We start from the raw sequence: 14,686 nt of genomic DNA, 5'->3' as shown, positions 1-14,686 counted from the left end.
TTTTAGTCTTGCTTATCGTTTAAAACCTCTGACACTGTTACGAAGGAATATCCTTTTTTTTTCATTTCTGAAATAAACTCTGGAAGAACATAAAATAATTTATCAAATTTCCTTTTTGTTCCGAGGTGCATCAGGATAATGGCTCCATTCATTCCGTGTTTGTCTTTTTTTTCAAAATCAAATAGAATTGTTTTTGTTTCCGAGCTAGTCCAATAGTTTGGGTTTTTGATAAGCTCTTTCTTTTTTGTATTTGAATTGAATTTAGAAATGTAGGGATTTGTTATATAGTCAAGAATCGCCAGTGATAATTTTGGTCCATTCGATGACCAGAAAATATGTTTATCGTATCCAAGTTTTGCATAAGAATTTAAAATGAGCTGATTCATCGAGCCATAAGGGAGACGATAAATTTTGGAAATTTCTCTACCAGTAATTTCTTTGAATTTATTTTCAACTTTTAGAATTTGCTCACCCATAAGTTCAAAACTTAGAGGAGAATCTGAAAGATAACTATAGGCGAGTCTTTTTCTGAAAGATCTTTCAAACAAACTTCTATGGTGATTGAAATGACTCCAAGTGTGATTTCCAAACTCCACCTTTTCTCCAAGAGAAGCTAATTTTTTTAGCATAGAAATATTCTCTGAAAGAAATAACGCTCCAGTGAGATCCGAGTCCACTTCATTAGAAATAAATATTGTTGTGCGTATATCGTATTTTTGAATATAATCATAGAGGTTACGCAGATCTTCTCCAGAACTTAGATCAAAAGTTAATGCAATTTCTTTAAAGTTCACATTCCCTCTGGAAATATTGAAACCTGTCGCGCCTTCATTCATCAATCGTATGGATTCTATATTTTGTTTAATCACATCATTTAAGTCTATATCTGATTTTCCAATCTTTACCATAGACTCTTTTAGTTTCAGTAGCTCTTCCTCTTTGGATTCTTCCTGCAAAAGAAGGGAACTGTAGTTTTGTTCTAATTCTTCTAACTCTTGTTCTTTTTTTTCAATCTGACTTTTTAGATAATAGAAACTGCTGATTGTATAAATGAATATCGAAATCAATATCGCTGAGGCAAAAGTAATAATTCCAAAAAGGAATAGTTTTTTTCTTTTGATTTCGTATTCGTTGTATTCGGAGCTTTCTTTTGAAAATTCATTGACGATTTGTTGGACTGCTCTTTCTTCTTCTGTTAGATTCTCTTCCAAGTTTAATTACCGACTCTAATTCTATTATCGGAAAAATGTATAGCTCATCTAAAATTGGTCTAAATTGACTGTGAAAACTTATGTCACAGTTTTGTGAGTTCCATTTAAAAAATAGATGCGTTTCATGTTAAGGAAAAGAAGGAAAAAATTTAGAGAAATAAAATAATTTTTTAGGGATTTTAAAATGAAATCAAATGATAATTTTTGACTTATATTATTGTGTTTAGATTATTGTTCGTTATGCGATATTGGCACTTTGTATGTATCAGGACATAGGTAACGGTTTTAATTTTTTAAAATCATATTCAAAGAGCAATAGTTTCCTAAAAAAGCACTATTCCTCTTTTCTGGTATGAAAAAATATTGCAGATATTTATCCCGAAGATAAAGTTACATAGTATGGTACAAAGTGTCTCCAAAAGCCCTGAATATCAAATTTCTCTCGATGAAATAAACGCAAGATTTGAGAAAAAAAAAGAAAGTCTTCTTCGAAAAAGAGAAAAACTTTCAGATTCACTTTTTTCTTTCTCTGAAATTTCTACCAAAAAAATTTTTAATTCCTTTGGCGAACAATTAGTCCGAGTAGATGGTGATATACCAATTAAATTAGAAATTAAAAATGAAGATAGATTTTTATTTATAAGTTATGACCAGAGTTTTTTATCGCATGGGATTCACAAGTATCCTGCAAAATTTTTTCCCGAATTACCAAGATGGATTATCCAAAAATATTCAGAAGAAAAGGATATTATTTTAGATCCTTTCGCCGGAAGTGGCACAACTAATATTGAGGCGAATTTTTTAAGGAGAAATAGCGTAGGAATTGATATAGACCCGAGATAGTCCCAAAAATCGTTAGGGTTTGAAAAAAGAGGAACCAGCCAAAACTATGGTTTTTGGCAAAAAAATAAATAATGGAAGGTTCCCAATGAACAAACAAAACAAATCTCAATCCTCTGATCAATCACAAAAAATGAGTCTAAATTATTTTCGTACATATGCTGTGACTGAAATAGAACGTTTCGTGCGTGAAAGCGCCGTTAAACTGAATTCGAGAAAAATAGCAGACCGAAATTTTTGGGCCATAATGGTTGATGGCATCCACATTGGAGGTGATGTAGTCGTTGTTATTCTTGGTGTTGATACGTTAGGCGAGAAGCATTTTCTATCGATTTCTCAAGGTTCTACCGAAAATACAGAAGTAGTTCTTTCTTGTCTTGATCAGTTACGAGAAAGAGGAATCCTCTTTACTGAAAAGGTTGTTGCGGTAATCGATGGATCAAAGGCACTTAAGAAAGCTCTGGAAAATCATTTTGATAATCAGGTTGTCATCCAAAGATGTTTGAATCATAAATCATGGAACGTTGAATCAAAATTGGCAAAAAAATATCACTTCGAATTCAAGGAAAAACTTCGCCAGGCGTATGGACTCAATGACTATGATGAAGCAAAACGAGAATTCGAAAATCTTCATAATTAGCTGGGAAAGATTAGTCATAACGCTGCCGAAAGTTTCCATGAATGCATTGATGAGTTGTTGACTTTACATAAAATAAAAATGCCCCCATCTTTACGGATTTCCTTCTATACGACAAATCTAATTGAATCGGCATTCTCTAATCCACGCTTTAGAATGTTCAGAGTAAAACGTTGGATTAAGCAGGGAGACATGATTAAGCGTTGGGCTGGTGCTGCATTTCTACATCAGGAACAAAAGTTCCGGAGAGTGAAAGGTTATGCGACAATCGATGATTTTTTAAAGGTATTTGTAAGGACTGAAAAATATATTGACGAAAAAGAAATTATGCAACATGCTGTATGAAAATTCCTCTGTAAACCCTAACGAAAAATGGGACATTTTTATTCAAAACCTTCAAGAAGTTCATCGCGTACTAAAATATAATGGAAGATATATTGTAGTAGTAGGAAATAATAATATACGTGGTGAAATTTTTCAGTCTTGGCGTTACCTAATGGATATGGCAGAACTTATTGGATTTAAAATTGAAAATTATTTCGGTTCAGAGATAATAAAACATTTTATAAAAGTTCCAAGAAATGAGAGAATTAATACAGATTGGATTATTGTATTAAGGAAGTAGTATGGAGAATTCAGAGGAACGAGGAAGGCAGGCTTCCATAGATGGCTTCACCCATGAGCATATAGTAGTTGGTTTACTTATGAAAAAATATAGGAATATTTCCTTAGTAGATTTGCCACTATCACCTTACGATATCATCATTGCACTAAAAGATAAAGGTGAAGAGGAAGAAATAATTAGGTGTCAAGTAAAAACTGCTAGAACCTCAATAAGTTTTACCGGAGGTACAAGAGGAGGAGTTGATCGGGAATATAAATCTGATGTTAAAACATATATCCAATCAACAAAGACATCAGATATTGTCAATGGAATTCACCCTATAGATGAGAACACTTATGACTTATATTTTTTACCCACAATTATAATTGAGCAATTAGATCAAAAAAGTATAGCGATCTCAAAAGTTGAAAGGTTGAAAAATAATTATGAAATTCTGGAAAGGTGTAAAGATAAAAAATTTATAATTTCTAAGGCAAAGGAATGCAATATTTTATAATTCAAGTGCCAACAAACGCACAACATGAGCGTGATGAGCCGCGACCCCGAGAAAAGATTCAGGGTCTTGGGCTACGCCATATTTTTGTTCAGTCACGATTTTTGCAAACGGAAGCAAAAATACTTGCCTTCACAAAAACGTCTCATACGCTCTAACGTTATGCGATATTTCTGGTGAAAAAATTTATTTGTTCTTCCCAAAAATAATTTAATTTATGACGCTATTGTCCAGCCCTTGTGGACAAGAGCTGGACAACGCTAGAAAATGGCACTTTTATTGGTTTTTTGAACAATTGCTTTTTCAAAAAACAACTTTTTGCAGGTACGCCATTTATAGAAAAGAATCTGCTACACTTTTTATTCTTAGTGCTTCTATCTTTTCCCAAACAGGCCTTGTGGGCAAAGTGCCCAAGTTCCTTCATTGAAAATGGATTGAATGGTCTAATTTCAAAAAATTGTAATTCAGGCAAATATTTGAAGAGGTCAGAAATTTAAAATTGTATAACAGAGACTCTCGTCTCGAATTCTAATCATTATAGTTTTTCGCAATCTTTTTTTCCAATATGTCACGTAGCTCTACTCCAATTTCTTCAGTTTTAATAACCATAAATGAAATGTAACTCATTTCAGAAAAACAAGAAAAAGGGGTGAGAGATGGTATAGATAAGCCAATAAATATAAGGGGTATGGATATTTGCTTGGATTTAGATAGGCTCATTTTGGAAAATTTTTCTTTAATTTTGCACACAGTGTGCAAAATTATAAATTGAGACGTTAGGCGGAATAGGTTTAAAGTAGGTTAGGGGTTTTTGCTTCTTTTTCGTCGGGTTTGTGTCGTTTTAGCCTATTGTAGCGAGTAGTTTTTCTCTTGGAAAGGTAAGCTCCCCCCGCAATCGTGGTTACCGGGGTGGGAACTCCATTCTCGAAGAATCGGCTGGGGAGAATTATGTCCCATTCGGCAAGGTCAAGCACTAACAAAAGAGTAAAAAGAGCGGTCTTTGTGGTGCCAAGCCAGTCTGCAAGAATCCCAAGCTCAATCCAGTCTTCGTTATTCGGGGTAAAATTCTTCTTCTGCAAATTCTGTCCGACTTCTTGGTAAGCCTTTTTGACCCTCTCCATCTTCTCAAAAGTCCCCCAAAGAATCACATTTCTGTATCTATTCAACAGTGCGTGCAAATATTTTCGTCTCGAAAAACCCGTTGTTCTCCTATTAAACTCGTCCATATATTTTGCCGGAACAAGCAAGCTCGATTGTGTTTCTGTAAATTTTTGTGGGTTCATAAATTTCTCCTTAAAGTAAAATTCTCTGCTCTTCTTTATAAGGTAAAAAAAGTTTGCTTTAGAAAAAAAAATTTTGCAATTTTTGGAAAATTTTTTTAGCTTTTACAGAAAAAGTCCCAAATCTGCACTAAAGGCGTAATCCACCTAAAACGATGGAGTTCCCACATTTTTGCATAAAAGGTGAACAATTGGTATAAAACATGCACTTTACTGAAAAAAGTGGAGATCCCACATTTGTGTACGAAAAGTATAAAATCTGCACTAAATGCGTAATTTCAAAAACTCTACTAAAGCTCAAAACCTCATCCTACAAGATAAACCTATTTGCAAAGATTCTACCTTCACTTTTTCCGACCTCAGACTTCAAGCATCAGTCCTCCGAATTGGAGTTCCCACATTTTTGCATAAAAGGTTCACAATTGGTATAAAACATGCACTTTACTAAAAAGAGTGGAGATCCCACATTTGTGTACGAAAAGTGTAAAATCTGCACTAAAAGCGAAATTTCAAAACCTCTATCGTAAAAGATAAACCTAATAAAAAAGATTTCTAACTTCACTATTTCCATCATCATCTTCTAAATAGTTCCCGAAAGTAGGCTCGAAAAAATAAGGATTACCCCACGACAAGCCAAAGTCCATTTTTTGAGATAGTCTTAGAAAAGATTATTTTTTTTCTAAATCAGAAATTCTTTTTTTTATGTCTGAAATTTCTTTTTTCAAATCCGGTAGTTTTCTGAAAATCGCAGTAGTTTTCATGTAATCCGAGAGAGGCAGGGTTGGAAGACCAGCATAGATTCCGGGTTCTTTAATGTCAGACGTAACACCAGCTCTTTGAACAAGAACAACATCATCTGCAATAGTTAAATGGTCTAAAATTCCTGCCTGACCGCTTGCAATCATTCTGTTCCCAATCTTTGTAGAGCCAGCGACTACAAGCCCTGCTGTCAATAGACAATCTTTTCCGGTTTGGACGTTATGCGCTATGTGGCAAAGATTATCCATTTTTGTACCATTCCCTATAATGGTTTGTCCATAAGCAGCTCTATCAATACAATTATTTGCTCCTACCAATACATCATCTTCCAAGATTACCTTCCCTGTTTGAGGGATACGATAACTTTTTTTCTCTTTGTCTTGTGCAAAGCCATAACCCTCTGAGCCTATGATACTTCCCGGTTTTATGGTAACTCGATTTCCGATGATGCATTCGTATCCAACATAAACTCCTGGATACAAAATACAATCTTCACCAATTTTTACATCGTATTCAATCACAACATTTGCCATGATAACTGAATTTTTTCCAATGAAAACATTTTTACCGATAACGGCACAAGGACCAACGATTACAGATTCGTGAATTTTGGCAGTGGGATGAACGACTGAGTTTGGGTGAACTTTCCCCCATTCTTCGGTATCTCTAAAATTTCGATCTGCATATTTTTGGCGTATAAGTGCATGTGCAAGTCCGAGATTGGAAGCTACAATTAGAGAGGAAATTTCAGTTTCAGGAAAACTATCCTTTAAATCTGAATTAGTGATTACCACTGAGGGAGAATTTTTTAAAACTGAGTCGATATATTTTTTATTATCAACAAAAACCAAGTCCCCTTTTTTACAATCTTCCGCAGAAGAAATATTTTCTGCAATTATCTTGCCCCCTCTAATCAGTTGCAAGATCCCTGTTTCTTTAAAGTCTTGTATTATCTCGTCTGCTGAAATTTTCATTTAGATACCATTTGATATATTTTTTTTTATGATTTTGATTCTTTCAATTTGTGTCAAAGAAAAATTTTTAATCAATATATTTTTGACGCTATTTCCCAGTTCTTGCAACGCAAGTGCTTGGGTAGCTAGTAAATGGCGATTTCTCTTAAGTATTGGAGTGTATTTATTTCCAAGAAAAACTTTTTGCCGTTGCGCCATTTATTGATTTGACAAAATGTATTTCTAATAGTTCCATTCTCTATGGGATTTCTTGGTTTTCTTTTGAATGATAATAACCAATAAAACCTGCTTCATAAGTCAAAATAAGAAGGTATCCCAATGGATTTTTTCGATCGATTCTATTTTAATTTTTTTTCAGTAGGCTCTCTTATTCCGTTTTTTTATTTTTTATTGATTGGTTTATTCTTTTTAACCATTCCAAATCGCTCTAAGGCGAGTTTTTATATGGGCATGGCGTTTGTATTTTCTCTAGGTATTATGGGGCTTGCTTATTTTGTTGCTTCCAGCTATTACTCTCCTTTGGGTGCTTATCACAGATATGTGACAGTTGGGGGAACCTTATTCGGAATTTTTGCAATTTGTAAGTTTTTCTTTTATTTTCCTGATCCTAGAAATTTACGATTTTCTAGAATTTTTGGACTTGGGCAAGGGTTGTTATCTATTGTCATGCTGATTTTTTTTATAGTACAAACATTACAGTCAAAGATAACTTATAATTTTTCTGGTTTTTATTACGATTTTGAAGCAGAATCTGCAAATAAAATTTCTGGGCTTTTTATTTTACTCAATACATTTGTGATGATAGGGATTGGAATTTGGAGAACAATAGTGACTAAGACATGGGAGAGATGGGCGGTCTTTGCTATCATGATTTCTATTTTTATTATTGTAGGCTCGTCTGCTGTAGCTAACTCTCTTAGTAGAGAAGGTGCGTTAGAGAGGTCAACTTACCATACAATTTGGGATTTAACTTCCGTAATCGGTGGGTTTATAATTGTAGTAACGTATATAAATACTACAAAAGATAAAACAAGTTTTATGGTAAAGATTATCGGGATTAGCATTGTAACTCTTCTTCTTGCATTTTTATCTATTAGTTTTTACTCACTTCAAGATAGAGAAGAGTTTTATAGCAAGTCTCACGCAAATCTCTCAAAGTTATTTTATAGTCAAAACACTAAATCAGAAAAAGATTTAGAGTACTCAATTTATTTTGACCCCAAAAAGGACGAGTTAAAAAAGAAGATTTCTGAAAAAGAACTCGGTGAAGCAAATGAATCTTTAAAACTTGAGTTTCTAAATACAAGAATATATGAAAAAATGAAATCTCTGAATTCTTTTTCAGACATAGAAACTATTATTACAGACTCTCACTCTTATTTTGGAGGCTATCGAGAATTTTTAAAAAACAAATCTACTTCTGTTTCTCCTGAAGCTAAGATTTTTTTAACTCTAAAAAATTCTTTGGATTCTTTGGAGTCTTTCCTAAATTACAGAAGAATAAAAATAAAAAAAATGGAGAATCGTAATTTCAGAGGTCAACTTACGAAGTTTCTAAATTCTCAAAGTGGGGATTTTGAAACTTTTAAACAAGTCATGCTTACACATTTGCAAAAATCAAATTCGGAAGAAGAAAAACTAAAATCTGAAATTCTTTTGTACATTTTGCCAATGAATGAAGAGGGAACAAGGGTGTATAGGGGCAATCCATATTCAGAAAAACATTTTGTTTCTTTTGTAGTGTATGATGAAGAAAAGGATACTTTGGCAGAGTATGGTTATTCCACTAAAGCGTACAGAAGTTTTGTAACTGTTTCCGGTAAAAAAATGGTAATCATACTTACACTGTTTGTATTATTTATTACAGTCGGTTTTCGTTTTTTCTTTCTCGGTGCATTAATCAATCCTCTCGATTCCTTGCTTGCCGGAGTAAAAAAAGTAAACGAGGGAGACTTGGAAGTTGAAGTTCCAGTAAAAGTGGAAGATGAAATTGGATTTTTATCCAGATCGTTCAACAGTATGGTTAGCTCTATTCGAGACAGTAAAGAGAAATTAGAAGACTATGCCGAAACTCTTGAGATTAAAGTAGAAGAAAGAACTCAAGAATTGAAGAATACCTTAGATGAAGTGCAAGCATTGAAGCAACAGCAAGACGGAGATTACTTTCTTACTTCACTTCTTCTCAAGCCACTCGGAACGAACAAAACAAAAAGCAAGAATGTTCATTTAGAATTTTACACAAAGCAGAAAAAGCAGTTTGAATTCAGAAATAGACACGAAGAGATCGGTGGAGATATTAGTGCAGCTCAAAATATAATTCTAAAAGAGAAAAATTACATTGCCTTTGTGAATGCAGACGCAATGGGTAAGTCGATTCAAGGGGCAGGTGGTGCTTTAGTTCTTGGAGCAGTTTTTGAATCTATTATAGAAAGGACAAGAATCACTCATCAAGCCCAAGACACACACCCGGAAAGATGGATTAAAAATACATTTATCGAACTTCATAAAATATTCGAAAGTTTTAACGGCTCCATGTTGATCTCTCTTGTAATAGGTTTAGTAGATGAAGAAACTGGGCTTATGTACTATCTAAACGCAGAGCACCCGTGGACAGTTCTTTACAGAGACAAAAAAGCCGAATTTATTGAGAGTGAATTGTTGTTTCGTAAACTCGGTACCCACGGTATGGAGGGAGAAATTTCTATTCGTACCTTTCAACTTGAAGCAGGAGACGTTATCTACATCGGCTCTGACGGTAGAGACGATTTACTTCTTGGAACAGACGAGAATGGTGAAAGAATCATCAATGAGAATGAAACTTTATTTTTAAAAAATATTGAAACTTCAAACGGGGATTTACAACAAACAGTAGAAGAAATTAAAAAAGCCGGTGAAATCACAGACGACTTTTCTTTGATTCGTTTGAGTTATAAAGAAAATATAGAACCAACAGACAGTGTATCTTCATCTGAAGAAGTTTTAGAAAAAATAAAATCTTTAACTGAGAGTGGGGCTATAATTTCAGAGTTAAAACTTGCCCTAAAAGAAAATACATACCAGCCAGAATTATTGAGAGCGATTATCAAGGCGTATATAGATCAAAAGGAATATAAAGATGCAATTTCTTATATAGAAGATTTTATTTTTATCCAGCCCGGAGATACAGAAATGCTTTTTGTTGCTTCTTACTGTTATCGGAAAGCAGGTCTTCACTCCAAGTCAGTCGATTACGGTGAAAGAGTTAGACTACGAGATCCAGAAAAAATAAAAAACTTAGTTCATCTTGCTGAAACGTACTCTATAATCAAGCAGTACACCCGTGCAGAAAAAATATTAGAATCGGCACTTGCGAAAGATCCTCTTAATGCGAGAGGGTTAAAATTAAAAGAAATCCTAAAAGAGAAGGCAAGTATTTGACAAACGAATCAAATCGGCTTTACAGATTTTTTTGGTAAAATAATTTAGAATTGTGAATACTCAAGTACAAGAAATAACCACAGAAAGACTTTTAGATCGTGAGATGGGCAGAGTGTATATTGAAACTTACGGCTGCCAGATGAATGAATACGATTCGGGGCTTGTTTCTTCTCTTATGAAAGAGGCGAACTATAGCAAGGCCACTTCGGTAGAAAACTCGGATATAATTTTTATAAATACTTGTGCCGTGAGAGAAAATGCACACGCAAAAATTTACGGAAGACTACAAAATTTAGGCTACCTAAAAAAGAAAAATCCAAACTTGATCATAGGGATTCTTGGTTGTATGGCTCAAAACCTTGGAGAAGATTTATTTCATCTTGAGCTTCCTTTAGATGTAGTGGTTGGCCCTGACAATTATAGAGAACTACCCGGCATAATCCAAAAAATTCGATCTGGTGAAAGAAAAATTAGTCTTACTCGATTATCAAAAATTGAAACCTATGATGAAATCCAGCCAAGCATAATAAATAAAGTTCAATCTTTTGTTACGATTATGAGAGGTTGCAATAATTTCTGTACTTTTTGTGTTGTCCCTTACACCAGAGGAAGAGAAAGAAGTAGAGATGTTTCATCTATTGTAAAAGAAATCCAAGACTTATGCGAAAAAGGGGTAAAGCAAGTTACACTGCTTGGACAAAATGTAAATTCGTATAAATACGATAAGTTGGATTTTACGGATCTCATACAGGCGATTTTACTCGATACGGACATTTCGAGAATACGATTTACTTCCCCTCATCCAAAAGATTTTCCACTTCATCTTTTAGAGCTAATGGCTAAAGAAAAAAGATTTTCTCCAAATATTCATCTTCCCCTTCAATCGGGTAGCTCAAAGATACTCAAACTAATGAAAAGAAATTATTCAAGAGAAGAATATTTAGGTCTTGTAGAAAAAATTCGCAGTCTTGTGCCTGATGTAGGACTGACAACCGATGTAATTGTTGGATTCCCTGAAGAAACAGAAGACGACTTCCAAGATACTTTAGACCTAATCGAGAAGTGTAAATTTGATATGGCGTTTATGTTTAAGTATTCTGAAAGAGAAGGAACATTTGCTAAAAAGCACTTTACAGACAATGTTTCAGAAGAAGAGAAATCGGAAAGATTGACCAAGTTAGTAAATTTACAGACTAAGATTTCTCACTCACTCAACCAGCAAAAAATCGGAAAAACTTTTGAAATACTAGTAGAAGAAACTTCCAAAAAATCAAACAAAGAGGTCTCAGGACGAACCAATTGCGGTAGAATGGCTGTATTCCCGATTTTGGAAGGATTTCAAGCGGAGGATATGTTCGGAAAATTGGTAAACGTAAAAATTGAGTCTGCGACAAGCGCTACACTAAAAGGGAAATCCGTTTAGGCAAGATGCCAAAAAAGAAACCTATTACCAAAAAAAAATCATCCAAAGAAAAAACCGGAATCAAAAAGAATCCTGTCGTAAAAAAAGAATTCACTGGTTTACCAAAATCAAATAAAAATCCTACAGAAGATTTAAGAACTATACGGATTCAGTCCGGTGAAGATATGCCTAAAGGATTTATGACGCTACTGCAAAAACCCCTTTCAGGGCTTTTTACAACGCTAGAAAATGGCACTTTTATAGGCTTTTTGAACAATTGCTTTTTCAAAAAACGACTTTTTGCAGGTACGCCATTTATAATCCACACAGACAAAAAAAGAATTTTCCCATTTTTTCGATTTCCTATTTTGAATAAATATATTCTAAAAGAAATTGTCAGTCCGTTTCTTGTGGCTCTTGCTTTTTTTACGATGATCTATATGGCAATGGCTCTGCAAAAAATGGTAGGTCTATTTGTAGGGAAGGGAGTTGACGCACTTAGACTCTTAGACTATTTTGGGTATCTTCTTGGAAATACACTGCCGTCAACTATTCCTATGGCTTGTCTTATGAGTGGGATTATGGCATCCGGCAGGCTTTCCGGTGATTCTGAAATTACTGCAATGAGATCAGCTGGAATTAGTTTTACAAGAATCTATTCTAATTTTTTAATATTTGGTTTTCTTGCGGCAATTGTAGTGGGGTATTTAAATTTTTATCTTGCTCCTGAAAATACCAGAAAGTTAAATGAGTTCAATAATTGGATCATGGCGTACAATCCGATGATTGCAGTTACACCCGGACAGTTTAGTGGTGATCAAACTCAAGAAACTTTTGCTAAAAAAGGCAGGACTCTGTACACAGAAGGGATGAATCGTGATACAGGCCAACTGCAAGGTGTACAAATCAGAGAGTGGGAAATTTATATGGAGGGAAATGATTTTATTCGCCATAACAATATTGTAATCCCTATGGGGGGATCAAGGGTTACTCAAATTATTTCTGCAAAAGAAGGCACGATTGTAGAAAAGAAAAATTTAAAAGGGGAATATGAAAAATCCATTCGATTGAAACGTGGATTTGTATTGGAGTGGAACGAAAAAAAAGACGGATTCACCATCACAAATTTCTTGAACGGGGAAATGGATTATAATGTTCCTACTCAAAAACAAAAATCTATGATTGGTTTTAATATCAAACCGGAGACTTTTTCTTTTCCCATGCTTTTTTCAATAAAAAGGAGCATTGAATCAGAAGGGCTTGAAAATGTGCCCGGACTTGAAATGGTTAAGGAAATGGGGTTGTCCATAAAAGGAATCGGTGGGTTGAATTCTATGGTCAATCAGATGAAGATGGATATAATTACAGGTGCTCAAAATGGAACTCTATCTTCTGACGATCTCACTAACCGTTATGCGACACTCACTCAACTTTTAAATCTACTCAAAGACTCCCAAAAAACAGTTACGGCTTTTAATGTAGAGATACATAAAAGAATAGCTGCTCCAATTTCTTGTCAGATATTTTTCTTTTTATCTTTTCCGTTAGGTCTTGTAGTGAAAAGATCGGGGAAGGGAATGAGCTTTACTCTTGCGATAGTGTTTTTATTTATTTATTATTTGTTTTTTATTTTAGGGAATAGCATTTCTTATAAATCTAAAATTCCAAATTGGATCGGTCCTTGGAGTGCCAATATTGTAATCGCATCCATCAGTATCTATATAATGATGACAAGAACAGACATTCAACTACCTTTTGAAAAATGGTTTAAATTTATGACGCTACTGCAAAAAAAACCCCTTTCAGGGCTTTTTACAACGCTAGAAAATGGCGCTTTTATTGGCTTTTTGAACAATTTCTTTTTCAAAAAACGACTTTTTGCAGGTACGCCATTTATTAGTCCTTTTTTTCAAAAAGTATCTCCTTATCTTAACAAGGTAAAAATTATCCTAAAGCCAATGTATTTTGTATGGAGTAAAATAAAATTTATCGTTCATCGGATACGAAATAAACTGACCTCTAAATAACTGAACTTTTTTAAATGGTTATCACTATTTTTCCAAAGTGTTTACCATCTCTAAGGTATTCAATTGCGCGGCGAGTTTCTTCTAACGGGAAAATTTTATCTATTACAGGATGAATAGAATTTTCTGTGATTGCCCTATTCATTTTTTCAAAACTTTTTTTTGGTCCGATTACTATTCCTTGAATCTTGACCTGCCCCATTACGATAGGGAGTAAGTTTAAGGAAGGAGAAGAGCCACTCAAGACCCCGATTAGATAAATGCTTCCAAATAATTTTACCGATTGAATAGATTCGTCTAAGGTACCGGCTCCGCCAACTTCTACTATATGGTCTGCACCTTCTCCATTTGTAAACTCTCGAACTTTTTTACTCCACTTCGGGTCTGTTTTGTAATTGATAAGAAAGTCTGCGCCTAACTTCCTTCCTTGAGATAATTTTTCGTCTGAAGATGAAGTTAAAATTACCTTCGCACCGGCGAGCTTCGCAAACTGCAATGCAAAAATTGAGACTCCACCCGTTCCTTGAATGACTACAGACTCACCCGGTAGAACAGGAGATTCACCAAATAGGGCAGACCATGCGGTTAGTGCTGCGCAAGGTAGAGTTGCTCCTTCTTCAAAAGACAGATGGGATGGAATTTTCACTAAACCCGACTCCGGTAAAACAGCATACTCTCTCAAAGTGCCGTCGAGTGGACCACCGAGAGAGGCTCTGATTTCTTTCTTGGTTGGTTTTCCTGAATCCCAATTTGGTGCGAAAGTTGCACAAACCCTGTCGCCTACAGAAAAGTTTTTTATATTTTTTCCTATCTCTACAACTTCACCTGCTCCATCGCTGCATGGGATTAAAGGAAGAGGAAATTTTGGGTTGTATTTACCAGTCACTACAAGATAGTCGCGATAGTTTAAAGATGCCGCACGAAATCGAACCAAAACTTCAGAACTTTCTACAGGTGCCGGGTCTGGGATTTCTTTGTATTGGATATTTTCTAAGCCGAATGAATCTATTTGAATTGCTTTCAT

At 34.6% G+C, this 14,686-nt stretch carries 12 protein-coding genes; 8 read left to right on the top strand and 4 right to left on the bottom strand.

What is annotated here, in order from left to right; translation table 11 throughout:
• Nucleotides 1–2: 2 nt before the first annotated feature.
• The gene (locus HS129_09000; GenBank protein MBE7412181.1) at nucleotides 3–1,211 is read right to left on the bottom strand and encodes a polysaccharide deacetylase family protein; all 1,209 of its coding nucleotides are present in this window, start codon (nucleotides 1,209–1,211) and stop codon (nucleotides 3–5) included.
• 399 nt (nucleotides 1,212–1,610) lie between these two features.
• Here HS129_09000 and HS129_08995 point away from each other — a divergent pair, with 399 nt between their 5' ends.
• From HS129_08995 to HS129_08975, 5 genes are all read left to right on the top strand, one after another.
• Complete coding sequence (locus HS129_08995) at nucleotides 1,611–2,054, top strand: hypothetical protein (protein ID MBE7412180.1); 444 nt, start codon at nucleotides 1,611–1,613, stop codon at nucleotides 2,052–2,054.
• A gap of 19 nt (nucleotides 2,055–2,073) precedes the next feature.
• Nucleotides 2,074–2,691 (top strand): transposase, encoded by a 618-nt coding sequence (locus HS129_08990; protein ID MBE7412179.1) that lies wholly within the window; start codon nucleotides 2,074–2,076, stop codon nucleotides 2,689–2,691.
• 189 nt (nucleotides 2,692–2,880) lie between these two features.
• On the top strand, nucleotides 2,881–3,033 hold the full coding sequence (locus HS129_08985; protein ID MBE7412178.1) for a hypothetical protein: 153 nt from the start codon (nucleotides 2,881–2,883) through the stop codon (nucleotides 3,031–3,033).
• Nucleotides 3,023–3,313 carry a hypothetical protein gene (locus HS129_08980; protein MBE7412177.1) on the top strand — a complete coding sequence of 97 codons (291 nt, stop codon included), beginning with the start codon at nucleotides 3,023–3,025 and terminating at the stop codon, nucleotides 3,311–3,313. The genes HS129_08985 and HS129_08980 overlap by 11 nt, the downstream gene beginning before the upstream one ends.
• A 1-nt stretch (nucleotide 3,314) precedes the next feature.
• Nucleotides 3,315–3,809 (top strand): hypothetical protein, encoded by a 495-nt coding sequence (locus HS129_08975; GenBank protein MBE7412176.1) that lies wholly within the window; start codon nucleotides 3,315–3,317, stop codon nucleotides 3,807–3,809.
• 788 nt (nucleotides 3,810–4,597) lie between these two features.
• On the opposite strand, the gene HS129_08970 is transcribed toward HS129_08975, so the two are convergent.
• Both HS129_08970 and lpxD read right to left on the bottom strand, forming a co-directional pair.
• Nucleotides 4,598–5,089: a DUF1564 family protein gene (locus tag HS129_08970; GenBank protein MBE7412175.1), complete on the bottom strand. Its 492-nt coding sequence runs from the start codon at nucleotides 5,087–5,089 to the stop codon at nucleotides 4,598–4,600.
• 665 nt (nucleotides 5,090–5,754) lie between these two features.
• Nucleotides 5,755–6,819: a UDP-3-O-(3-hydroxymyristoyl)glucosamine N-acyltransferase gene (gene lpxD / locus HS129_08965; GenBank protein MBE7412174.1), complete on the bottom strand. Its 1,065-nt coding sequence runs from the start codon at nucleotides 6,817–6,819 to the stop codon at nucleotides 5,755–5,757.
• A gap of 318 nt (nucleotides 6,820–7,137) precedes the next feature.
• Here lpxD and HS129_08960 point away from each other — a divergent pair, with 318 nt between their 5' ends.
• From HS129_08960 to HS129_08950, 3 genes are all read left to right on the top strand, one after another.
• A complete protein-coding gene (locus HS129_08960; GenBank protein ID MBE7412173.1) occupies nucleotides 7,138–10,236 on the top strand; it encodes a SpoIIE family protein phosphatase in 3,099 nt (1,032 codons plus the stop codon).
• Nucleotides 10,237–10,339: 103 nt separating this feature from the next.
• Nucleotides 10,340–11,659, top strand: coding sequence for a tRNA (N6-isopentenyl adenosine(37)-C2)-methylthiotransferase MiaB (gene miaB / locus HS129_08955; protein MBE7412172.1), 1,320 nt, complete (start codon nucleotides 10,340–10,342; stop codon nucleotides 11,657–11,659).
• 5 nt (nucleotides 11,660–11,664) lie between these two features.
• Nucleotides 11,665–13,665 carry a YjgP/YjgQ family permease gene (locus tag HS129_08950; GenBank protein ID MBE7412171.1) on the top strand — a complete coding sequence of 667 codons (2,001 nt, stop codon included), beginning with the start codon at nucleotides 11,665–11,667 and terminating at the stop codon, nucleotides 13,663–13,665.
• Nucleotides 13,666–13,675: 10 nt separating this feature from the next.
• Here HS129_08950 and HS129_08945 read toward each other — a convergent pair whose 3' ends face one another.
• The gene (locus HS129_08945) at nucleotides 13,676–14,686 is read right to left on the bottom strand and encodes an NAD(P)-dependent alcohol dehydrogenase (protein ID MBE7412170.1); all 1,011 of its coding nucleotides are present in this window, start codon (nucleotides 14,684–14,686) and stop codon (nucleotides 13,676–13,678) included.

This window comes from Leptospiraceae bacterium, assembly GCA_015075105.1.
Lineage (GTDB): Bacteria > Spirochaetota > Leptospiria > Leptospirales > Leptospiraceae > JABWCC01.
The sequence above is the reverse complement of the archived record's forward strand: the minus strand, read 5'-3'. Positions and strand labels throughout refer to the sequence as shown.

What these genes read in the sequence shown, in the direction of transcription:
- HS129_08960 (MBE7412173.1), top strand. Translation starts at nt 7,138, where the DNA reads ATGGATTTTTTCGATCGATTCTATTTTAATTTTTTTTCAGTAGGCTCT.
- HS129_08945 (MBE7412170.1), bottom strand. Translation starts at nt 14,686, where the DNA reads ATGAAAGCAATTCAAATAGATTCATTCGGCTTAGAAAATATCCAATAC.
- HS129_08995 (MBE7412180.1), top strand. Translation starts at nt 1,611, where the DNA reads ATGGTACAAAGTGTCTCCAAAAGCCCTGAATATCAAATTTCTCTCGAT.
- HS129_08985 (MBE7412178.1), top strand. Translation starts at nt 2,881, where the DNA reads ATGATTAAGCGTTGGGCTGGTGCTGCATTTCTACATCAGGAACAAAAG.
- HS129_08970 (MBE7412175.1), bottom strand. Translation starts at nt 5,089, where the DNA reads ATGAACCCACAAAAATTTACAGAAACACAATCGAGCTTGCTTGTTCCG.
- miaB (MBE7412172.1), top strand. Translation starts at nt 10,340, where the DNA reads ATGGGCAGAGTGTATATTGAAACTTACGGCTGCCAGATGAATGAATAC.
- HS129_08980 (MBE7412177.1), top strand. Translation starts at nt 3,023, where the DNA reads ATGCTGTATGAAAATTCCTCTGTAAACCCTAACGAAAAATGGGACATT.
- HS129_08975 (MBE7412176.1), top strand. Translation starts at nt 3,315, where the DNA reads ATGGAGAATTCAGAGGAACGAGGAAGGCAGGCTTCCATAGATGGCTTC.
- HS129_08950 (MBE7412171.1), top strand. Translation starts at nt 11,665, where the DNA reads ATGCCAAAAAAGAAACCTATTACCAAAAAAAAATCATCCAAAGAAAAA.
- lpxD (MBE7412174.1), bottom strand. Translation starts at nt 6,819, where the DNA reads ATGAAAATTTCAGCAGACGAGATAATACAAGACTTTAAAGAAACAGGG.